Raw genomic sequence first — 20,704 nt, 5'->3', positions numbered from 1 at the left:
GCCTGTGACTTCCAATCGCCGCACCTTTGCCATCATCTCGCACCCTGACGCGGGCAAGACGACGCTAACTGAAAAGCTGCTGTTGCAGGGCGGCGCGATCCACCTTGCCGGGCAGGTGAAGGCACGCGGCGCGGCGCGCCGGGCGCGATCGGACTGGATGAAGATCGAGCAGCAGCGCGGGATTTCGGTGACCTCCTCGGTCATGACCTTCGAGCGTGACGGCATCACTTTCAACCTGCTCGATACGCCGGGTCACGAGGACTTTTCCGAAGATACCTACCGCACACTGACCGCCGTCGATTCCGCGATCATGGTGATCGATGCGGCCAAGGGCATCGAGCCGCAGACCCGCAAGCTGTTCGAGGTCTGCCGCCTGCGGTCAGTGCCGATCATCACTTTCGTCAACAAGGTTGACCGCGAAGGCCGCTCGCCGTTCGACACGCTCGATGAAGTCGCCGATGCACTGGCGCTCGATGTCTGCCCGATGGCTTGGCCGGTTGGGCTGGGCGGCGAATTCCAAGGCGTGCTCGATTTCGCCACGGGCGAGATTGCCCGGCCCGAAGGTGACAGCCGCGAATTCCTTGGCAAGCGCGACAAGGAGCCGCTGCCGGCGAACATCGCGGACGAGGTCGAGCTGGCGCAGGGCGGCTATCCGTCCTTCGACCTTGAAGCTTACCGCAATGGTGACCTTACGCCGGTCTATTTCGGCTCGGCGCTCAAGAACTTCGGCGTGGCTGAACTGATCAATGCCATCGCGACCTTCGCCCCGCCGCCGCGCCCGCAGCCCAGCAGTGCCGGGACCATCGATCCGTCGAACAAGGAAGTCACCGGCTTCATCTTCAAGGTCCAGGCCAATATGGACCCGATGCACCGTGACCGCATTGCCTTCATGCGGCTGGTATCGGGCACCTTCAAGCGCGGCATGAAGCTTACCCCTTCGGGTAGTGGCAAGCCGGTGGCAATCCATTCGCCGATCCTGTTCTTCGCGCAGGACCGCGAAATTGCCGATACCGCCGAACCCGGCGACATCATCGGCATCCCCAACCACGGCACGCTGCGGGTGGGCGATACGCTGTCGGAAACCAACAAGGTGCGCTTCACCGGCCTGCCGAACTTTGCGCCGGAAATTCTGCGCCGCGTTGCGCTGAAGGATCCGACCAAGACCAAGCAGTTGAGGAAAGCGCTGGACGACTTGTCCGAAGAAGGCGTTATTCAGGTGTTCTATCCCGAGATCGGTTCGGCATGGATCGTCGGCGTGGTCGGCCAGCTTCAGCTCGAAGTCCTGATCTCGCGGCTGGAAGCGGAATATAAGGTTGAGGCCGGACTTGAGGCCGCGCCCTTTGACACCGCGCGCTGGGTCAAGGGACTGGATGCGGCACTGAAGAATTTCGCCGATTTCAATATGTCGAACCTCGCCAAGGACCGGGATGGCGATCCGGTGTTTCTCGCCCGATCAGCGTGGGATGTCAGCTATCAGCAGGAAAAGAACCCGGACCTGGTGTTTTCGGCCACGAAGGAGCGGTAGAAGGTTGGGAGCCGTCCCCCGCGCATCGTCATCCTGAAACAAGTTCAGGATGACGGATCGAATTGGGTTCCGCGGGTTACGCTGAGACTTACTGCACCACCAGAAAATACCGCGCATCGCCAACGCCTCGGTTCATCACTTCGATGGTGTAGCGCTGGGTGAACAGCGGCACCCATTTGCACAGCCCGCCGCGCCCGCTCTCATCCGTGCAGATTGGCTTTAGCTGCGGATCGAGGACGCGCAGGGCCAGCTTGTCGCCGGTCGGGGCGGACAGGGCGATGGTCGCGCCGGTGCCTGACAGGAACAGCTGGCTGAAGCTTTCGCGCCCGCCGACGCCCAGCTTGCCGCTGCGATAGCCCGGGCCGAGCGGCCGGCCGCGATAGGGCGGGGTGGCTTCCCCGCGCGCGGCATCGCGCCATGCGGGCAGGGGATCGCTTGGTGAGGCTTCGAGCGGGTGCGGGCCTGACGCGTCGATCATCTGCACCGCCTTAGCCAGCGTTTTCGTATCGCCGCGCGCCTCGGCATCGGCGGCATCGGCCAGCGCATTGGCAAGCCGCACCGCGACGACCTGTTCGCCAGCAACGGCATTGGCGGCGCCATCGGACGAGCCAACCGCCGGCGCCGAAGCGCAGGCGCTGGCGGTGAGTATGGCGGCGAGCGAGAGGGCGTGCATTCGGTTCATGACTTGGTCTCCGGAGCAACGACAAAAGATGCGCCCTTGGGGCTGGGCACGAGGTTGAGGGTCAGGCGGTGGCGCTCGGCAATGGCGCGGGCGAGGGCGAGGCCGAGGCCGGCGCTGTGGCGGCGGCCGGATTCTCCTGCCTGAATGTTCGAGCGACCACGGCGGAAGCGGTCGAAGATATGGTCGCGCTCATCCTCGGGCACGCCGGGGCCATTGTCAGACACCGAAAGCGTCGGCCCCTGTTCGAGTGACAGGCGCACGGTGCCACCGGCCGGGACATATTTGAACGCGTTGTCGAGCAGGTTGGTGATCAGCCGCGTCAGCTGCATCTCCTCGCCCTGACAAGTGATCCCCGGCATGATCGAGCGGGTGAATACGTGGCCGCTATCCTCAGCGCTGTCGGCGTAAAGTTCGCCGATGCGGTTCACCAGCTGACTGAGATTGACTGGCGAAAGGCCCAGCCGGTCGCCCTTGCGCGCCTCGCTGGTAGCGATGTCGAGCAGCGATTCGAGCAAGGCGATAACGTGGCGGATCTCGGCCCGGGCATCGCTCAGCAGGCGGCGGTCGTCCTCGTCCTGCGCCTTGGCGAGCGCTTTCACCAGCCGGTTGTCGAGGTGCATCAGCGGCGTGCGCAGTTCGTGCGCGACCTGGTCGGTAGTCTCGCGGTGCGCGCCGACCATGCGCCGCAGATGCGCCAGCGCTTCCGAGGTGTGGCGGGTCAGTTCGCCGATCTCATCCGTCTCGGCGCTGCCTTCTTCAAGGGCCTCAAGGCTGGGCTGGTCAGGCTCGCGGAAGGCACGGTTGATCCGCCCGACCCGCCGCGCCAGCCGGTTGGCGCGCCAGCGGCCTAGCAGGCCCACGACGGCAGCCGCCAGCCCTCCGGCGGCAAGGAAGGCCCAGCTGATCCGGCGGGCGAGCGCGGAATCATAGCCATATTCGCGCGCAACGAGCAGCTTGAGATCGGGAGCGAGCTGGGTGGCGCGGGCATAGGCCGGAACATTGCCGGACAGGGTAATATATCCCGCCTCGGACAGCCGCGCGTCCAGTTTCGGCCAGACGGCAATATCGCCGGTGATCCGCTGGCCGGCGTTGTCGGCGACGAGGTAGTGCGAGGCGTTGCCATCGTCGGTGGCGAGCGCCAGCCGGTCCTCTATGCGCTTGGCCAGTTCGCCCTGGCCGCCGCTGGCGTGGATATCGGCCATGCCGGCCAGATCGACATCGACCGCGCGCACCAGCGCCGCGCGGCTTGACCGGTCGAGCGTGGTATAGGTCACCGCCCAGAGCAGCAGAGTCACGCCCACGGATACGAGCATCGCCCAGACCACCAGCCGGGCGAAGATCGAATCGCGGAAGCGGACCTCGCTCATGGTCTTACCGCCCTTCAAGCAACCGGTAGCCGGTGCCCCAAATCGTCTCGAGTGCGGGCGAAGTGAAGCCGTCCTCCAGCTTGCGGCGCAGGCGGCCGATGTTGACGTCGACGACATTGGTCTGGGGGTCGAAATTCATCTTCCACACATCGCGCAGCAACATCTCGCGCGTCACCACTTCGCCGGCGTTCTCCATGAAATAGCGGAACAGCTCGAACTCCTTGGGGCTGAGCGCGATGTGGCGATTGGCGCGGAAGGCGGTGCGTGCCTTGGTGTGGCATTCGAACTGGCCGTAAATGATGACGGCAGCATGTTCGCGCCCTGAATTGCGACGGTGCAGGGCACGCAGGCGGGCGATCAGCTCTTCGGCCTCATAAGGCTTGGCGAGGTAGTCGTCGGCCCCGGCATCCAGCCCTTCGGCGCGGTCGGTGGTGCGGCCCAGCGCCGAGAGCATCAGCACCGGTGTGCCGACCCCGCTTTCGCGCAGGCGTTTCAGGATGGTCATGCCGTCGAGATCGGGCAGCATCCGGTCAAGGATGATCACGTCGAACCGGTCCCGCCCGGCACGCAGCAGGCCGGCCGATCCCGTGCTTTCCCAGATCAGCGTATCGCCGTTGGAGTGTGCAAGTTCCTGCACCTCCTCAGCCGCGCGCTGATCGTCCTCGACGTAGAGTATGTTGATGCCCGCCATTGAATCCCCAAGTCCTGTGCAAGCTGCCAGCCTGTCATCTTGCTGACAAGCCGCGTCATCTTGTTAACGGCCTCTAATCATCGGGTGAATTTCCTCCAGACACTTGGTTTGTCATGTTGATGACATTGGTTGTTAGGTCGGAAAAGCCATCCGGTTTCTCATTGCTGTGCCATCCCGCTCCCCCGCCCAGCAACCCATTCCAGAATATCCTGCCGGTGGGTGGCCGGGCGGGGAGCGGGATGGCACAGCAAAAGCTATTCGCGGATGCGAATAGCGCACCAGACAAAAACTCCGGGCGGATGCCCGGCGCGCACCCAACAAAAACGAGCCGCGCCGCCGGAGGTTGGCGGCGCGGCCCTATCGCCCGGTCCTGTCTTGGGGAATGCAGGGGCCGGGCGATCCGAGGGGTCTGGCATCAGTCTGCGCAAAGCTTGGCCGCCTGTCCGCTGACAAATTCCGTTATGTGCGTGACAATTTTCGTGCCGCATCGCAGCATGGCGACTAGCCAGATCGTCACGGCGATGCTAACCCGAATCCGCTTGGTATTGCGGGATTGCAATCGATTGCATTTCAATTATGACCTTGCCAGACTTCCGGATCGAGGGGCCCCGCACGAATGTCATTTACTGCTGACAGCCTGTTGCTGTTCGGAGCGACCGGAGATTTGGCCCAGCGGATGCTGCTGCCGTCGCTGTGTGCACTTGGCGCGGATGGCCTGATCTCGCCCAACCTCAAGATCATCGGCACGGCCCGTCAGGATCTCGACGATGCGGGCTACCGCAACGTCGCCCGCGCCGCCCTGGAAAAGTACCTGCCCGCCGAACGCCGCGGCTCGATGGCGGAGTTCCTCAACCGGCTGCACTATCAACCGCTCGATGCCAACGACATCAGCGGCTTCACCGCGCTGGCGGACAAGGTTGGCCCGATTGGTGAGGGGCTGGCGATCTTCCTGTCCACCGCTCCCGGCCTGTTCGAGCCGACCATCGCGGGGCTGTCGGCCAGCGGCCTTGCCGGTGACCGGGTCCGCATCGGCCTTGAAAAGCCGCTCGGCACAGACCTCGAAAGTAGCCGCCACATCAACGACGCGGTCGCCAGCGCCTTTCCCGAGGATCGCACCTTCCGCATCGACCACTACCTTGGCAAGGAGACGGTGCAGAACCTGCTGGCGCTGCGCTTTGCCAACATCCTGTTCGAACCGCTGTGGAACGCCGCGCATATCGATCACGTGCAGATCACCGTGGCCGAAACGGTCGGGCTGGAATCGCGCGTCGGCTATTACGATGGCTCGGGCGCGCTGCGCGACATGGTGCAGAACCACATGCTGCAATTGCTCGCGCTGGTGGCGATGGAGCCGCCGGCGAATTTTGATGCCACGGCCATCCGCGATGAAAAGGTCAAGGTCTTGCGCTCGCTGCGCTATGTCGCGGGCGAGGAGTCGGTCACCGGCCAGTACCGCGCCGGGGCCATCTCCGGCCAGCCGGTCCCCGGATACGACGACGAACTGGGCAAAGACAGCGACACCGAAACCTTCGTTGCGATCAAGGCTCATGTCGACAACTGGCGCTGGAAGGGCGTGCCGTTCTACCTGCGCACCGGCAAGCGCCTGCCCGAGCGCGTGACCGAGATCGTCGTCCAGTTCCGCCCGGTGCCGCACTCGATCTTTGCCAGCAAGGCGGCCAAGACGGTGCCGAACAAGCTGGTGATCGGCATCCAGCCCGAAGAGAACATCACGCTGCAGGTCATGGCTAAGGTGCCCGGGCTTGACCGGCAAGGTATCCGTCTGCGCCCGGTCGAACTCAACATCGCAATGAGCGATGTCTTCGCCGGCCCGGTCAAGCGCATCGCCTATGAACGCCTGCTGCTCGACCTGATCGAGGGCGACCAGACCCTGTTCGTCCGCCGCGACGAAGTCGAAGCCCAGTGGGACTGGATCGACGCCATCCGCGCCGGCTGGACCGAACACGGCATCACGCCGAAGACCTACAATGCCGGCTCGTGGGGTCCTTCGGCGGCAATTGCGCTGGCCGAGCGCGATGGAGTGACCTGGCATGAGTAACCTGAACTCCATCGTCGAACGCGTCACCCAGCGGATCATCGAACGCTCGAAGGTGGGCCGCGCGCGCTATCTCGATCTGATGAAGCGCGAAGGTGATGCCCACGGCAACCGTTCGTTCCTCGGCTGCTCGAACCTCGCCCATGGCTTTGCCGGGGCCGAGAGCGATCAGGCGACGATTGCCTTCACTAAGGCGGCGAACCTTGGCATCGTCACTGCCTACAACGATATGCTGTCGGCGCATCAGCCCTATGGTCGCTACCCTGAGGCGATGAAGCTTTACGCCCGCGAAGTCGGCGCGACGGCGCAGGTTGCGGGCGGGGTGCCGGCGATGTGTGACGGGGTGACCCAGGGCTACACCGGCATGGAGCTGTCGCTGTTCAGCCGCGATGCGATTGCCCAGGCGACCGCCATCGCGCTCAGCCACGCGATGTTTGACGGCATGGCGCTGCTCGGCATCTGCGACAAGATCGTCCCCGGCCTCGTCATGGGCGCGCTGCGCTTTGGCCACTTGCCGGCGGTCTTCGTGCCCAGCGGTCCGATGCCCAGCGGCATTGCCAACAAGGAAAAACAGAAGGTCCGCCAGCTCTATGCCGAGGGCAAGGCGAGCCGCGAGGAGCTGCTCAAGAGCGAGATGGGTTCGTACCATTCGCCGGGCACCTGCACCTTTTATGGCACGGCCAATTCGAACCAGATGATGATGGAGCTGATGGGGCTCCACATCCCCGGCAGCGCCTTCGTGCCGCCCAACACTCCGCTGCGTTCCGCGCTGACCCGCGCCGCCGTTCACCGGCTCGCCGCGATCACCAAGAAGGGTGATGACTATCGCCCGATGGCGCAGGTCGTCGATGAAAAGGCGCTGGTCAATGCCGCTGTCGGCCTGCTCGCCACTGGCGGATCGACCAACCACGCCATGCACCTGCCCGCGATGGCGCGTGCCGCCGGCGTGACGATCGACTGGCAGGATCTGGACGAATTGTCCGGCGTCGTGCCGCTGATCGCCCATGTCTATCCCAACGGCGCGGCGGACGTGAACCACTTCCACGCGGCGGGCGGCATGGGCTTTGTGGTGTCCCAGCTCCTCGGTGCGGGGCTGATCCACGGTGACGTGCTGACGGTGAGCGAACAGGGCATGGCTGCCTATGCGCAGGAGTCGGTGCTCGATAGCGATGCGTTGGTCTGGCGCGATACCCCCTCGGCCAGCGGTGACGATACGATCCTGCGCCCGGTTGCCGCACCGTTCAGCCCCGATGGCGGGATGCGGCTGGTGCAGGGCAACATTGGCCGCGCGACCTTCAAGACCAGCGCGGTCGACCCGGCGCGCTGGACGATCGAGGCCCAAGCCCGCGTGTTCGACAGCCAGGACGGCGTGCAGGCCGCCTTCAAGGCCGGTGAACTGGACCGCGACGTCGTTGTCGTCGTCCGCTTCCAGGGGCCGCGCGCCAATGGCATGCCCGAACTGCACAAGCTGACCCCGCCGCTCGGCGTGCTGCAGGACAAGGGGTTCAAGGTGGCGCTGGTTACCGATGGGCGCATGTCGGGCGCATCGGGCAAGGTGCCCGCCGCGATCCATGTGACGCCCGAGGCGCTTGGCGGCGGTGCACTCGCCCTGCTGCGCGATGGCGACGTGGTGCGGCTTTGTGCCAACAAGGGCAGCCTTGAAGTGCTGACCGATCTGACCGGCCGCGAACCCGCCAGCCCGCCGCCAGCCGGCGAAGGCATGGGGCGCGAGCTTTACAACCTCTACCGCCTGAACGCCGATGGCGCAGAGCGCGGCGCTTCGCCCGTGCTTGCGGCAGCGGAGCTCTAGGGCGGTGGCCGATCTCGTCACCGTCGATATCGGAGGCACCCATGCACGGTTCGCGCTTGCTTCGGTGTCGCCGGACGGAGTGATCGAACTGGGCGAGCCGGTCACGCTGCACACTAGCGACCACGCCAGCTTCCAGACCGCGTGGGAAGACTATGCGGCGCGCAGAGGAGGCAGCCTGCCGCGGGACTGCGCCATCGCCATCGCCGGCCCGGTCGGCGGAGAGGTCATCCGCTTCACCAACAATCCGTGGATTATCCGCCCGGCGCTGATCCCCGAAAAGCTGGGCGTCGACCGCTTCACGCTGGTCAACGATTTCGGCGCGGTCGGCCATGCTGCCGCGCGGGCGCCCGGTGACCAGTTCGTCCACCTCTGCGGGCCGGTAGGCGCGCTTCCCGCTGAAGGCACGCTCTCTGTCGTGGGCCCCGGCACCGGCCTTGGCGTTGCCCATGTCTGGCGCGATGGTGCGGGCGGTTACCGCGTGCAGGCGACCGAGGGCGGACACATTGCATTCGCCCCGCTCGATTCAATCGAAGAGGCGATCCTCGCCCGCCTGCGTCAGCGCCATTCGCGCGTTTCGGTGGAGCGGGTGGTTGCCGGTCCCGGCATCGTCGACATCTATGAAATGCTTGCCGCCATGGAAGGCCGCGCGATATCGCCGCTTGATGACCGGACGATCTGGCAGCTTGGCGCTTCGGGAGAGGACAGTCTTGCCGCTGCCGCCGTCGACCGGTTCTGCCTCGCGCTCGGTTCAGTCGCGGGCGACATCGCGCTGGCTCAGGGCGCGAGCGCCGTGGTCATCGCTGGCGGTCTTGGGCTGCGGATCAAGGACAGTCTGCTGGCCTCGGGCTTTGCCGACAGATTCCGCGCCAAGGGCCGCTTTGAAACGCTGATGGCCGGACTGCCGGTCAAACTCATCACCCATCCGCAGCCGGGCCTGTTCGGTGCCGCCGCTGCCTTCGTGCAGGAGCATTTGTCGTGAGCAACCCCGAAGCGGTCATGAAGCTGGCCCCCGTGATCCCTGTGCTGGTGATCAACGATGTCGCCTACGCCGTGCCGATCGCGCAGGCGCTGGTCGCCGGCGGCCTGCCCGCGCTGGAAGTCACACTGCGCACGCCCTGCGCGCTCGACGTGATCCGCGCGATGAAGCAGGTTCCGGGTGCAGTCGTTGGCGCGGGCACGGTGCTGAACCCGCGCGATCTGGATGCCGCGCTTGAAGCTGGGGCGGAATTCATCGTCTCGCCGGGCCTGACAGCCGATCTTGGCAAGGCGGCGATTGCGGCGGGCGTGCCGTTCCTGCCCGGCACGGCAAATGCCAGCGACATCATGCTCGGGCTCGATCTGGGCCTGACGCGGTTCAAGTTCTTCCCGGCAGAGGCTTCGGGCGGGATCAAGGCGCTGTCAGCCATCGCAGCGCCGTTCGGCATGGCCAAGTTCTGCCCCACCGGCGGCATCACCCCGGAAACAGCGCCGAACTGGCTGGCTCTCGATGCCGTGCTTTGCGTCGGCGGATCGTGGATGATTCCCAAGGGCGAGCCTGACGTGGCCAAGATCGAAGCCGCCGCGCGGCAAGCTGCAGGCCTGCGCGGATGAGCGCCGGCCTGCCGGTAACTGGGCCGGTCACTGTCGCCGCGCTGGAAGAGCGCCTCCAGCAGCTGCACCCGCGCACCGCCGAAACGCCGCTGTTCAACCCGGTGTTCCAGCTCAGCCTCGAACTGTCGCGGCGGCTGGAGGACGGCTCGCTCAGCCTCGACGAGGTTGGCGCGCTGGTCAGCGAACTCGAATGCGATTCGCTGCAATCGCGGGCACGGCAGTTGCACCGGCTGGTCAGTCCGGTGGAGCATGAGGCCAACGGCGCGGCGATAGGCGCGCTGGCGCAGGCGAACAGCTTCGATGCCTTCACCGCGCGCTGGCAGCGGCCCGCCGCCCACGTCGTCTTCACCGCGCATCCCACGTTTCTGCTCAGCGGCGCGCAATCCGGCTCGGTCGCCTCGGCAGCGGCGAGCGGCGACATCGGCGAGGCCACCGTCTGCCTCGCCCCGCATGACCGCGATGTCATCACACTCGATTACGAGCACGAAGCGGCGATGAAGGCGCTGGCTAACGGTCAGGCCGCGCGCGATGTCATCGTCGGCCACTTGCTCGATGCCGCACGAAGCCGCTGGCCCGATCAGTGGCGCGCCGCGCGGCCGGTGCCGTTCCGCTTCGCCACCTGGGTCGGCTATGACATGGACGGGCGCACCGACATCGGCTGGCACACCTGCCTGCGTTACCGCCTGTCCGAAAAGGCCCAGCGCCTTGCTGCCTATGCGGCGATGCTGGCCGATGCTGCCAGCGACATCGCCGGCGACCTCACGCGCGCCGGTGCTTATGCCGCCGAGATGAGCGCGCTCTTCGCGCAGGACCTGTCGGGCCCGGCAGCCCTGTCAGACGTCGCTAACCGCTTTACCGCCGGCCACGCCGACAAGCTCGTCTCGCTCGAACCGATTATCGCCGAGCTGGAATACCGCGCCATTGACGCGGACGATGCGCTCGCCCGCGCCTTGCTCACCGCCGCCGCCGCCATGCGCGCGGACGGTCTGGGCATGGGCTGGGTCCACTTCCGCGTGAACAATTCGCAGCTGCAGAACGCGGTGCGCCGGCGCATCGATCCCGAAGGCCTGCTCGATCTAGACAGTCAGGCTGCGCTTGCTCGGCTGCGTGAATTGCTGGGCGAGGTAAAGCCCCTGCGCTCGAACCTCGCCGCGCTGGCGATCGAGAACAGCACCGCGATCCGCCAGTTCCTGATCATGGCGCAGGTCCTGCATCACGTCGACGCCGATACGCCGATCCGTATGCTGGTGGCCGAATGCGAACAGCCGAGCACGGTGCTTTCCGCGCTCTACTTCGCCAAGCTGTTCGGCGTCTCTGACAAGGTCGACGTATCGCCGCTATTTGAAACCGAAACCGCGCTCGAACATGGCGGGCGCCTGCTCGATGCGGTTTTGTCGGAGCCGCACTATCAGGCCTATGCCCGGGTACGCGGGCGCGTTTCGATCCAGACCGGGTTTTCCGATGCCGGGCGCTTTGTCGGGCAAATCCCGGCAGCGCTGGCGATCGAGCGCCTGCAGGGCCGGCTGAGCGAGGCGATGACCGCCAATGGCCTGACCGATGTCGCCGCGCTGATCTTCAACACCCACGGTGAATCGATGGGCCGCGGTGCTCATCCGGGGTCTTTTGCCGACCGGCTCGAATGGCCGCTGTCGCCGTGGTCACGCCGCCGTTTCGTGCGCGCCGGCATTCGGCTCGAGCCTGAGGTGAGCTTTCAGGGCGGCGATGGCTACCTGTTCTTCGGATCACCCGAACTTGCGCTCGCCACGCTCACCCGGATGGCCGAGAATGCGCCGAGCAGCGCCGATGCCGATGCCCCGGTCGATCCGTTCTATCGCCGCACCGACCTCAGCCTCGATTTCTATCGCGCCATCCGCCGCGTTCAGCAGCGGCACCTCAATTCGGCGACCTACCCGCGCGCGGTGACTGCCTTTGGCCTTGGGTTGCTCAACGATACCGGCAGCCGCAAGTCCCGCCGCCAGTCGGACCTTGCCGCCGACCGCGCGATGAACCTGCGCCAGATCCGCGCGATCCCCCACAATGCCGTGCTGCAGCAGCTCGGATATCCGGTCAACGTGATTGCCGGGTTCGGCACGGCGGCCGAGGGAAATTACGAGGAAATCCGCGCGCTATTGCAGTCCAGCGCACGCGGTCGGCAGATGCTGCGCCTAGTCCGCTCGGCCAATGCGCTCGCCTCGATCAAGACCGTCGCGGCGTTCGGCGAGCTGTTTAACTCGGCCTACTGGGCCAGCCGTCCCTATCGCGGCGGGGAACAGCAGATCGCCGATGCCTGCCTTGTCCTCGCTGAAACCTTCACCACCGATGACCGCACCGGCGTGTTTCGTCGCCTCGCCTCACGCCTGCGGGTCGATGCGCTCAAGCTGCACCGGCTGATCGATCCGATCGCTGACGAAGCACCGCTGGCGGGGCGCGAGCAGATGCGCCGCTCGCTCGGCGTGGCGCAGGCGCTGCGGCTGGCACTGTTCCAGCATATGTTCATCCGCGTCGTTTCGGTCCCGGGCTTCAGCCGCGCCAACGACATCGCGCGCGAGGACGTGTGGGAAATGGTCTTCACCCTGCGGATCGAGGAAGCCCTGGCCCAGTTGCGCCGGGCCTTCCCCACCTCCATGCCGGCGCTTGGCGATTTCTCGGTGAGGGAACCGAGCGATTATCCGGACAGTGGCGCGAGTGGTTATCAGGCGATCCACCGCGATTCGATTGATCCGATCGAGCAGGCGTGGAAGCTGTCGCTGCGGATCGGCCTGACGATTGCCAACGAGTTCGGCGCGCACGGATAGTTCAGGCCGGCCGCACCCATTCGCCCACGCGCGGTGGATGGCGCAGGCCGTGGACCAGCACGTCGGCGGCGCGCAGAGCGACCGATGCGTGCCATGACCGCCAGCGCGAGAAATCCTGCGGCAGGGGATCGCCCGAACTCTCCCGCGCCGGGGCGAACAGCAGCCGCTCGAAGTCCGCCACAATCCCGGCTTCGCGCAGGACGGCGTAGTATTCCGCGCTGACCCGGTAGCCGACGAAATCGAAGTTGCTCGATCCGGCAACCACCGTTTCGCCATCAACCAGCGCCGCCTTCACGTGGGTCATGTCTGGCAGCAGGCGCAGCTTGATCCCACTGCGGGCGCCCACGCCCAGCAAGTAATCGCGCACGATCGGTTTGTTGTTCGGGCGCGGCGTGTAGATCGATACGGCCACCCCGCGCTGCGCCGCGCGGGCCATGGCGGTGACGAAAGGGAAGGTCGGATAGGCGCTGATCACCTCGATCGAATGGCGGGCATTCTCGAACAGGCGCAGCAGCGGCAGCGAGCCTTCTGCATTGTGCAGACCGTCGAGCGAATAGACATCCATGGCGCCAAAACTGGCCTGCGCGGGGGCGGTCTGGCCGTGCCAGTCCTTGTCGAATTCGCCGGCGAACCAGTCCGCCACCTCGGCGCTTTCGACCCTCACCATCATGTCGTGCCAAGCGAAGTTATGGTCGGAAAAGTTGATCCCGCCGATCCACACGGCATCGTCCATCACCAGCAGCTTGCGGTGATTGCGCAGGACATAGTTGAACGGATTGCCGCCGACCGGGTTGGTCACTTTTACCTGCGCGCCGGATGCAATCAGGCCGTCGAACATGTCCCAGGTCGAGCGCGCTTCGGCATGGAGCGCGGCGTCCTTTGACAGCGAAAGGAACGTGTCGTTGATCACGTGGCGGGTGTAATCATCGACCAGCACGCGGCGCTCGGGTGCAGTCGATGCAGAGATCGCTTCGGCTACGCCAAGGCCCGCAGCATCGCCTTCAAAAGTCATCGCCTGAATCAGCACGCGGCGGCGAGCGTGGGCGATATCGTTGCTCGCGGCCTGCCAGAAAGCTGCCGATCCGACAAAAATTTCGCAGCGCAAAGTTCGTCAGCCCCTACCGATACCCGGATTGGCGGTGCCACCGGTCCGGCCGCTTGGCAAGACGTGCAACAACCCGTGGCAATTAACCCAATCGCCACGCCCGGTCCCGTATAGGGACGCAGCAGCCGAAGGGCTGGATTTCGCGGCGCTTCTGCCGTTTGATCATCGGGGCAAGTCAAAGGAATGGGCGCGGCGATGGTTCTGGGTGCGAAAGGTTGGGGCGCAGTGGTTGCGGCGGTTGGCGGCGTGGTCGTCGCCGGGGCGGCATTGATCTCGCTGGAAAACCCGGCTTCCAACCCGCCGCAGGCCATTGCCTCAGCGCCGCCCGCTGTGCCGGCAAACCCAGCGCCAGTCGACGAACGCTTCGTTATCAAGCGCGTCCTGCCGATCACCGGCCCAATCAAGTACGGTGAATGGCACTGGGACGAGGCGGGTGTGCCGGATGGCCCGCTGGTGATGACCGTCGACCTTGAAGCGCGGGTCCTTTCAGTGTTCCGCGGCGGCTATGAAATCGCGGCGACGGCGGTGCTGCTCGGCACGACCGAAAAGCCCACCCCGCTTGGCGTGTTCCCGGTCAACTGGAAAAAAGCCGATCATTATTCGCGCACCTATGACAATGCGCCGATGCCTTTCACCCTGAACCTGACCACCGATGGCGTGGCGATCCACGGCACCAAGGTGGAAAACGGCTATGCCAGCCACGGCTGCATCGGCGTGCCGACACCTTTCGCGCAGAAACTGTTCGCCTTGGCCAAGGTGGGTGACAAGGTTTACGTCACACGCGGCAAGCAGACCGGCGTTGGGCAATCGCTGACCGAAAGCTGATCACGTCCGCCGTGCGGGGGCCTTCGTAAAGGACCAGCCATCGTGCCCGGTGCGCGCAACCAGGCCGCCGATCGAGGCCGGCTGGCGGGCGACCAGACTGTCGAACAGCCGCGCCACGGCTGATCCGCGAGGTTCGGTGCCATCGAGCTCGCGCACCACGCGGGCGATCACACGCAGCGCAACCGCGCGCGGGGCCTGCGGGCGATAGACCAGCCCCATCGGTGCTTTCGTCACGCATTCGGACCATTCGCGCGCTGCCGCCCAATCGAGCGCGGCATCGGCATCAGCAAGGTGCGCGGCGCTGGCGGCCAGCGCCGGAACATCGAGCCAGCCGGCCTGTGCGAGGTTCTTGCGGAGCCGGGCGCGGTCATACTTCGGATCGGCGTTCGAAGGATCATCGGCAGCGGTGATGCCGATCTCGGTAATAACCTCGGCGAGGTCGCTGCGCCGCCAGTCGAGCAGTGGGCGCAGCAGCGGGATGCGCGTGCCGGGAACGCGGCCGACGGCGCGAACGCCAGCCAGCCCGCCAACGCCGCTGGCGCGGTTGAGGCGCAGCAGCAGCGTTTCGGCCTGATCGTCGGCATGGTGCGCAGTGAGCAGGGCCGCGAGGACCCGACGCTCGGTCCACTCCGCCAGCGCGGCATAGCGCGCGGTGCGGGCCTCGGACTGGACATTGCCGGGTTCGACATCGACCGCCAGAATTTCGTGAGGCACGCCAAGCTGGGTACAGACTTCGGCCACCATTGCAGCCTCGGCACCGCTTTCAGCACGTAGCTGGTGATCCACAGTAGCGGCTTCGATCTGGCCGGGAAGCGCCTCGGCGGCGAGCAGCAACATGGCCATGCTGTCCGACCCGCCGGACACGGCCAGTCCCAACTTGCCCTCGCCCGGCCAGATGGCAGCCAGTGACTGCCGGAACCGGGCGCTGGCGGCTTCGTGGGTTAGCTGCACTTCACTCCGCGCCGAGTGGCTTCGTATTGCGTCTTCAGGCGGCCGGCAGCCTCTGCGGCAAAGGTCTCGCCAAATTCGGCAAGCGCGATGCAGGCGCGGTTGGTGTCCTTGAGCTGGCGCATCGATTCGGCGAGGTACAGCAGGCTGTCCGAGGCACGGGCGCCGTTCTTGTCAGCCTGATAGTTCTTGAGGAACCACTGCGCCGCTTCGCGCGGCTTGCCTTCATCGAGATAGGCGCGGCCCAGCAGGTTGCGGGCAAAGCTGACGCGCTGGTGCTTGGGATATTTTGTCAGGAACAGCTGCAATTGCTGCTCGGCCTCGGGGAAAAATTTTGCTTCCCACAGGCGGTAGCCATAGGAATACTCATCATCCCCGGCATCGGCGGTCTTGGGCTTTTCGACCGCCTTGACCGCCGCGACGCGCTGCGCGGAAGGTGCGGCCGGCTTGGCGGCCGGGGTGGCTGTTGCCGCTGCGGGCTTGGTCGTGGTTGCCGCCGGGCGGGTGATCGTTACCGGGGCGGGGGTGGGGAAGCTGGCGGCCGGTGTCGTCGCAGCCGGTGACGTCGCGGCCGGTGTGGTTGTGGCCGGAGTGCTGGTCGATACCACTGCGGTCGTTCCAGCAGGGACGGTCACAGTGGTAGCAGCCGCCGGAGCAGGTGCCAGTGCGGCCAGCTTTGCTTCAAGCTGGGCGATGCGGTTGGCGCTTTCCTCGTTGGCGGCGGTGATGCGGGTCAATTGCAGTTCGACCGCGTCCATGCGGGTCAGCAGGTCGGTCACCGGCGTGGTTGCCGGGGTTCCGGTGGTTGTCGTCGCACCGGCGGGCTTGTTGATTTCGGGCGGGAAATACTTGCCGTCAGCGCCCGGGAAAACCTGGCGCTGCAGGGCCTTCACCTCGGCTTCAAGCTTCTTGATGCGGGCTTCGGCACCGGCCTGGGTCGACGTATTCTGCGCCGGTGCGGCCACGGTGCTCAGGGCAAAGGACAGGGCAATCAGGGCAAGGCCCGGACGTTTCCAAGCAGACAGGCTTTTCATCGCAGCGCGCGCGCTCCCCAAAACAGTTGGCCCAAGACAGATAACCCGCAACGGGCAGATTTAACCACGTTTCTACCCCTGACCGGGCTGACGTGTCGAGAGGAGATCAGTTCGAAACGGTGGAAGGTGGCGGCTGAACCGAACCTTGCTCAGTCGCCGGGGGCGGCGCGGGAGCCGGCTGCGGACTAGGCGAGGGGCTGGACGATGCCCGCGTCGTGGGCCGCACCGAAGGGCGCGATTCCGCGCGGCGCGGCGCGGCGGATTGGCCCACCTGTGCTGCCGCCTCGGTCGGCAGCAGGGACCCATCTGCTCCCAGACTGGGATAGATCGCGGGAACCGTGGCTTCGGTGGTTACCACCACCTCGGCGCTGGCGGTCTCAATCGGCAGCGTTTCCGGCAGGACGACAGCCGGTGAGAACAGCGTGCGGAAGGCGAAATAGCCGCCTACCGCCAGCACGATCGCCAGCAAGGCAAGCCCCCAGGCGAATTTCGATCCCGGCACGCGGGCAGGGTCGCCCGGTTCAAGCGAAGCGGCGCTGGCGCGGTATTCGACCGGTTCGGCCAGGCCCATTTCGCGGCGGACTTCGGAAACGATCGCCTTTTCGTCCAGCCCGACGGCGCGGGCATAGGAGCGGGTGAAGCCGGTGGCATAGGTGCGCGAAGGCAGCGCATCCCAGTCCCCCGCCTCGATCGCGGCGATCAACCGTTCGGCGATGCGCGTCTTCTGGGCCATCCCCTCTCGAGTGATTCCCAGCTGTTCACGTGCGGCTTTCAACCGCGGACCCACGCCTGCAAGCGGCAGTTGCGGCTGATGGGCTTCCTGCTCTGACATCCCGTACCGATTTTGTTAGTGTTGCGACCAAAGGAGTTGGTAACCAAGGGCTGCACCGCAGTCTTGTCAAGCAAAACGATGTTACAATAAGGTGACCTTGGCGGCCTACGCGGCAGGGTGCGGCCTGCGCGCGGCCAATCGCTTGGCCAGTGGCGCTACCCGCTGCCAGTTCAGTCGCAGTCGATGCCGCGCGCGCTGGCCCAGGCGACCAATTCGGCGCGCATGCTGGCCGGGGGATTGGCTAGCCAGCCCTGCATGGCCTCCGTGATCTCGCGCGTGTCGACCTTAGTCAGCAGTTCCTTTATCGGGCCGACCGATGCCGGGGTGATCGACAGGCGTCGCACGCCCACGCCGATCAGCGCCAGCGCTTCCAGCCGGCGGCCGCCCATTTCGCCGCAGACGGCAACGTCGACCCCCTTGCCTTCGACGTTTTTCAGCACGCGGGCGATGAAACGCAGGATCGACGGGCTGACCCAGTCGTAGCGCTCGGCCAGCTTGGGGTTCGCGCGGTCGGCAGCGAAGAGGAACTGGGTGAGGTCATTGGTGCCTATCGACAGGAACGAGATCTTCGGAGCCAGCACGTCAAGCATTTCCGCCAGAGCCGGCACTTCGAGCATCGCGCCATAGCGGATTTCCTGCGGCAGCATCTTGCGCTGACCCTTGAGCCATTTCAGCTGGGCATCGAACACGGCCTTGGCGGCATCGAATTCCCATGGCTCTGACACCATCGGGAACATGACGTTGAGCGTGCGACCCCCGGCGGCCTCAAGCAGGGCGCGGGCCTGAGCCTTGAGCAGGCCCTCGCGTTCGAGCGCGACGCGCAGCGCGCGCCAGCCCATCGCTGGGTTCTCCTCGTCGCCGTCGTCGTCATGGCGCAGGTAAGGGAGCGCCTTGTCGCCGCCGATGTCGACCGTGCGGAACACCACCGGCCTGTCGCCCGCTGCCTCCAGCACGTCGCGATAGAGCCGTGTCTGGCGTTCGCGTGCGGGCAGGGTAGCGGAAACGAGGAACTGGAATTCGGTGCGGAACAGTCCGATGCCGTCGGCGCCGGTCATGCTCAGCATCGGCATGTCATCGCGCAGGCCCGCGTTCATCATCACGGTGACGCGCACGCCGTCCTTGGTGCGCGGTTCGACATCGCGCAGCGCTGCCCATGCCGCCTGCTTTTCGCGGTTGCGGGCGAAGCGGGCGTTGAAGGCTTCCTCGATCGCCGGGGTCGGCCGGACGGTGGCAGTCCCCATGTCAGCGTCAAGCAGCAGCTCGTCGCCTTCGCGCACCACGCCGCGCAGGCCAGCCACGCGGCCGAGCACCGGCACGCCCATTGCCCGCGCCACGATCACCACGTGGGCGGTGAGCGAGCCCTCCTCAAGGATCACGCCTTTAAGCCGGCGCTTGTCATATTCGAGCAGTTCCGCCGGGCCAAGGTTGCGTGCAATCAGGATCGCGTCCTGCCGCAGGCCTTTGGAGGCCGCCGTGCCGAGCTGGCCCGAGACCGTGCGCATCAGCCGGTTGGCCATGTCCTCAAGGTCATGCATCCGGTCTGCCAGCAGCGGATCGTCGATCTGGCGCATGCGCATGCGGGTGTGCTGCTGGACACGCTCGATCGCGGCTTCGGCGGTCAGTCCGGAATCGATCGCGTCATTGATGCGCCGCTTCCAGCCTTCGTCGTAAGCGAACATCTTGTAGGTTTCGAGCACCTCATCATGCTCGCCGCCGCCGCCGAACTCGGCCTGGGCGGCCATCTTGTCGATCTGTTCGCGCATCCGGTCAAAGGCGAGGTAGACGCGCTGGCGCTCTGCCTCGGTATCTTCGGCTACGGTGTGTTCGATGGTGACGCGCGGCTGGTGGAATACGGCCACGCCGCTCGCCAGTCCCTTGACCAGCGTCAGCCCGTGCATCTGCGCCGGGCCGGACTGGGCGGCGGTAAGCCCCCACGCCTCTTCCTCGTCGACAAGGCCGGCGCTGGCGATAAGTTCGGACAGCACCATGGCCACGGTCTGCAGCGCCTCGATCTCGACATCGGCATAGCGGCGCGGATCGGCGTGCTGGACGCAGAGCACCCCGACCGCGCGTTCGCGGTGGACGATGGGTACCCCGGCGAAGGAGTGATACTTGTCTTCGCCGGTTTCCGGGCGATAGGAAAAGTCCGGGTGCGCGGTCGCCTCGGCCAGGTTGAGCGTTTCGACATTGCCCGCGATGGTGCCGACCAGACCCTCGCCGATGCCCATGCGCGTAACGTGGACGGCATCCTGCGACAGACCCTTGGTGGCGAACAGTTCCAGCATGCCTTCGCGCAGCAGGTAGATCGAGCAGACCTCGCTATCGAGGCCGCCACCGATCACATCTACCACGGTGTTAAGCTTAGCCTGCGCGGCGCTGCGCGAGGCCATCACCTCGTGAAGGCGGGTCAGGATGGTCCGTGCGGAAGCAATCGCATCAAGCATGATGCGCTGCTAGCCTACTATGACGGGAATTGAAACGGATGGCTGCGGTTTCCGACCGGGATGGATCCATCCCGGCCGACCACCTTATGCCCAGATCGCCGATCAGTGCGACAATTCTTCCTTGATGCGGAGTTTGCGCTTCTTGAGCGCCTGGACTTGGGTAAAATCAGGCGAAGGCCTGCTCATTTCCTGCTGGATGCGGCGTTCAAGGCCTTCGTGCTTGAGCTGTAGTGCACTGGCATGCGACTGTTGCATGAGCTACTCCTTAGGTTGCTCCCCCCGTTTTCTCCGGGTGTCACTGCAGAACTTTCCTCTCCGACCGACTCAGGACCGGTGTTGTCCTGCAGTGCGATTGTCAGGAAAGCACATTACCATTATCTTGCGAAGCGTAACCGATACTATACCGGAGCAATCGCCCCGGACACGCGGCGGGCGGTTAACCGTATTCGCCGGTCATTTCGTCGGCACTGGTGAAGGGATTGAGGCGGCGTGACCGAAGAGGAAATGCGCAAGCGGCTGGAAATGCTCAGGATCGAGCATCGCGATCTCGATGCTGCCATCGACGCGCTGACCGCTGCGGGCGCCAACGACCAGCTGCAGATCGCCCGCCTGAAAAAGCGCAAGCTGAAGCTGAAGGACCAAATTTCGATCATCGAGGATTACCTGATCCCGGATATCATCGCGTAATTGTCCGCCTGACGGCAGTGCGGCCCGGGCGTCCGCCCGAGCCTACGGCATCAGCCCAGAGTCTTTAAGTGGGTGCGCTATTCGCATCCGCGAATAGCTAGCTGTGCCATCCCGCTCCCCTTCCCGGCCACTCATCCCAGAATATCCTGCTGATGGGTGGCCGGGAAGGGGAGCGGGATGGCTCAGCCAGGAAAGCCCGGACGGGCTTTCCGAACCGCCGTGAGGCGGACGAAACCGTTCCGTTCCGGCACAGTCCCGAATTGGCCTGTGCATCACCGCTCAGCGCAGTTGAAACGCGCGGATTCACGGGTCTATC

General features: G+C 65.5%; 17 protein-coding genes. 8 read left to right on the top strand and 9 right to left on the bottom strand.

All coding sequences use genetic code 11. The features are described 5' to 3' along the window. Positions 1 to 4: 4 nt before the first annotated feature. On the top strand, positions 5 to 1,525 hold the full coding sequence (locus WG900_RS18970; protein ID WP_339969754.1) for a peptide chain release factor 3: 1,521 nt from the start codon (positions 5 to 7) through the stop codon (positions 1,523 to 1,525). An 88-nt stretch (positions 1,526 to 1,613) separates the two neighbouring features. Here the strand turns inward: WG900_RS18970 and WG900_RS18965 are convergent, their stop codons facing one another. The 3 genes from WG900_RS18965 to WG900_RS18955 are packed head-to-tail and all read right to left on the bottom strand — an operon-like array spanning position 1,614 to position 4,265. Further along, positions 1,614 to 2,207, bottom strand: coding sequence for a hypothetical protein (locus WG900_RS18965; RefSeq protein ID WP_339969752.1), 594 nt, complete (start codon positions 2,205 to 2,207; stop codon positions 1,614 to 1,616). Further along, complete coding sequence (locus tag WG900_RS18960) at positions 2,204 to 3,574, bottom strand: sensor histidine kinase (RefSeq protein ID WP_339969750.1); 1,371 nt, start codon at positions 3,572 to 3,574, stop codon at positions 2,204 to 2,206. The genes WG900_RS18965 and WG900_RS18960 overlap by 4 nt, the downstream gene beginning before the upstream one ends. 4 nt (positions 3,575 to 3,578) lie before the next feature. Beyond that, complete coding sequence (locus WG900_RS18955) at positions 3,579 to 4,265, bottom strand: response regulator transcription factor (protein WP_339969748.1); 687 nt, start codon at positions 4,263 to 4,265, stop codon at positions 3,579 to 3,581. A gap of 616 nt (positions 4,266 to 4,881) precedes the next feature. Here WG900_RS18955 and zwf point away from each other — a divergent pair. Genes zwf through WG900_RS18930 form a run of 5 tightly spaced genes read left to right on the top strand, consistent with a single transcriptional unit; the run spans position 4,882 to position 12,513 of the window. Next, positions 4,882 to 6,321, top strand: a complete 1,440-nt coding sequence (gene zwf / locus WG900_RS18950) for a glucose-6-phosphate dehydrogenase (protein WP_339969746.1) — start codon at positions 4,882 to 4,884, stop codon at positions 6,319 to 6,321. After that, a complete protein-coding gene (edd, locus tag WG900_RS18945) occupies positions 6,314 to 8,128 on the top strand; it encodes a phosphogluconate dehydratase (RefSeq protein ID WP_339969744.1) in 1,815 nt (604 codons plus the stop codon). Before zwf ends, edd begins: the two co-directional genes overlap by 8 nt. Before the next feature lie 4 nt (positions 8,129 to 8,132). Next, positions 8,133 to 9,107, top strand: a complete 975-nt coding sequence (locus tag WG900_RS18940; RefSeq protein WP_339969742.1) for a glucokinase — start codon at positions 8,133 to 8,135, stop codon at positions 9,105 to 9,107. Next, positions 9,104 to 9,718 carry a bifunctional 4-hydroxy-2-oxoglutarate aldolase/2-dehydro-3-deoxy-phosphogluconate aldolase gene (eda, locus tag WG900_RS18935; protein ID WP_339969740.1) on the top strand — a complete coding sequence of 205 codons (615 nt, stop codon included), beginning with the start codon at positions 9,104 to 9,106 and terminating at the stop codon, positions 9,716 to 9,718. The genes WG900_RS18940 and eda overlap by 4 nt, the downstream gene beginning before the upstream one ends. Further along, positions 9,715 to 12,513, top strand: coding sequence for a phosphoenolpyruvate carboxylase (locus WG900_RS18930; protein ID WP_339969738.1), 2,799 nt, complete (start codon positions 9,715 to 9,717; stop codon positions 12,511 to 12,513). The genes eda and WG900_RS18930 overlap by 4 nt, the downstream gene beginning before the upstream one ends. Before the next feature lies 1 nt (position 12,514). On the opposite strand, the gene WG900_RS18925 is transcribed toward WG900_RS18930, so the two are convergent. Beyond that, entirely contained in the window at positions 12,515 to 13,618 is a 1,104-nt protein-coding gene (locus tag WG900_RS18925) for a phospholipase D-like domain-containing protein (protein WP_339969736.1), read from the bottom strand. A gap of 195 nt (positions 13,619 to 13,813) precedes the next feature. Here WG900_RS18925 and WG900_RS18920 point away from each other — a divergent pair, with 195 nt between their 5' ends. Beyond that, on the top strand, positions 13,814 to 14,443 hold the full coding sequence (locus WG900_RS18920; protein ID WP_339969734.1) for a L,D-transpeptidase family protein: 630 nt from the start codon (positions 13,814 to 13,816) through the stop codon (positions 14,441 to 14,443). On the opposite strand, the gene tilS is transcribed toward WG900_RS18920, so the two are convergent. From tilS to WG900_RS18895, 5 genes are all read right to left on the bottom strand, one after another. After that, positions 14,444 to 15,394, bottom strand: coding sequence for a tRNA lysidine(34) synthetase TilS (gene tilS, locus WG900_RS18915; RefSeq protein ID WP_339969732.1), 951 nt, complete (start codon positions 15,392 to 15,394; stop codon positions 14,444 to 14,446). Continuing rightward, positions 15,385 to 16,425, bottom strand: a complete 1,041-nt coding sequence (locus tag WG900_RS18910; RefSeq protein ID WP_339969731.1) for a tetratricopeptide repeat protein — start codon at positions 16,423 to 16,425, stop codon at positions 15,385 to 15,387. Before WG900_RS18910 ends, tilS begins: the two co-directional genes overlap by 10 nt. Positions 16,426 to 16,531: 106 nt before the next feature. Continuing rightward, on the bottom strand, positions 16,532 to 17,257 hold the full coding sequence (locus WG900_RS18905; RefSeq protein ID WP_339969730.1) for a helix-turn-helix domain-containing protein: 726 nt from the start codon (positions 17,255 to 17,257) through the stop codon (positions 16,532 to 16,534). Positions 17,258 to 17,427: 170 nt separating this feature from the next. Continuing rightward, the gene (gene ptsP, locus WG900_RS18900) at positions 17,428 to 19,701 is read right to left on the bottom strand and encodes a phosphoenolpyruvate--protein phosphotransferase (RefSeq protein ID WP_339969728.1); all 2,274 of its coding nucleotides are present in this window, start codon (positions 19,699 to 19,701) and stop codon (positions 17,428 to 17,430) included. A gap of 102 nt (positions 19,702 to 19,803) precedes the next feature. Continuing rightward, positions 19,804 to 19,956: a YdcH family protein gene (locus WG900_RS18895; RefSeq protein ID WP_339969726.1), complete on the bottom strand. Its 153-nt coding sequence runs from the start codon at positions 19,954 to 19,956 to the stop codon at positions 19,804 to 19,806. Between the two features lie 234 nt (positions 19,957 to 20,190). Here WG900_RS18895 and WG900_RS18890 point away from each other — a divergent pair, with 234 nt between their 5' ends. Beyond that, on the top strand, positions 20,191 to 20,388 hold the full coding sequence (locus tag WG900_RS18890; RefSeq protein ID WP_339969724.1) for a YdcH family protein: 198 nt from the start codon (positions 20,191 to 20,193) through the stop codon (positions 20,386 to 20,388). The last annotated feature ends 316 nt before the right edge of the window (positions 20,389 to 20,704 follow it).

The organism is Novosphingobium aquae (assembly GCF_037572715.1).
Taxonomy (GTDB): Bacteria; Pseudomonadota; Alphaproteobacteria; order Sphingomonadales; family Sphingomonadaceae; genus Novosphingobium; species Novosphingobium aquae.
Note: the sequence above shows the minus strand (reverse complement) of the source record. Positions and strands in the feature narration are given on the sequence as shown.

Bases quoted from the DNA above. Each gene is read 5' to 3' on its own strand.
- WG900_RS18905 (WP_339969730.1), bottom strand. From the start codon at position 17,257: ATGTCAGAGCAGGAAGCCCATCAGCCGCAACTGCCGCTTGCAGGCGTG.
- edd (WP_339969744.1), top strand. From the start codon at position 6,314: ATGAGTAACCTGAACTCCATCGTCGAACGCGTCACCCAGCGGATCATC.
- WG900_RS18965 (WP_339969752.1), bottom strand. From the start codon at position 2,207: ATGAACCGAATGCACGCCCTCTCGCTCGCCGCCATACTCACCGCCAGC.
- ptsP (WP_339969728.1), bottom strand. From the start codon at position 19,701: ATGCTTGATGCGATTGCTTCCGCACGGACCATCCTGACCCGCCTTCAC.
- WG900_RS18930 (WP_339969738.1), top strand. From the start codon at position 9,715: ATGAGCGCCGGCCTGCCGGTAACTGGGCCGGTCACTGTCGCCGCGCTG.
- WG900_RS18895 (WP_339969726.1), bottom strand. From the start codon at position 19,956: ATGCAACAGTCGCATGCCAGTGCACTACAGCTCAAGCACGAAGGCCTT.
- WG900_RS18920 (WP_339969734.1), top strand. From the start codon at position 13,814: ATGGTTCTGGGTGCGAAAGGTTGGGGCGCAGTGGTTGCGGCGGTTGGC.
- WG900_RS18910 (WP_339969731.1), bottom strand. From the start codon at position 16,425: ATGAAAAGCCTGTCTGCTTGGAAACGTCCGGGCCTTGCCCTGATTGCC.
- WG900_RS18955 (WP_339969748.1), bottom strand. From the start codon at position 4,265: ATGGCGGGCATCAACATACTCTACGTCGAGGACGATCAGCGCGCGGCT.
- zwf (WP_339969746.1), top strand. From the start codon at position 4,882: ATGTCATTTACTGCTGACAGCCTGTTGCTGTTCGGAGCGACCGGAGAT.
- WG900_RS18960 (WP_339969750.1), bottom strand. From the start codon at position 3,574: ATGAGCGAGGTCCGCTTCCGCGATTCGATCTTCGCCCGGCTGGTGGTC.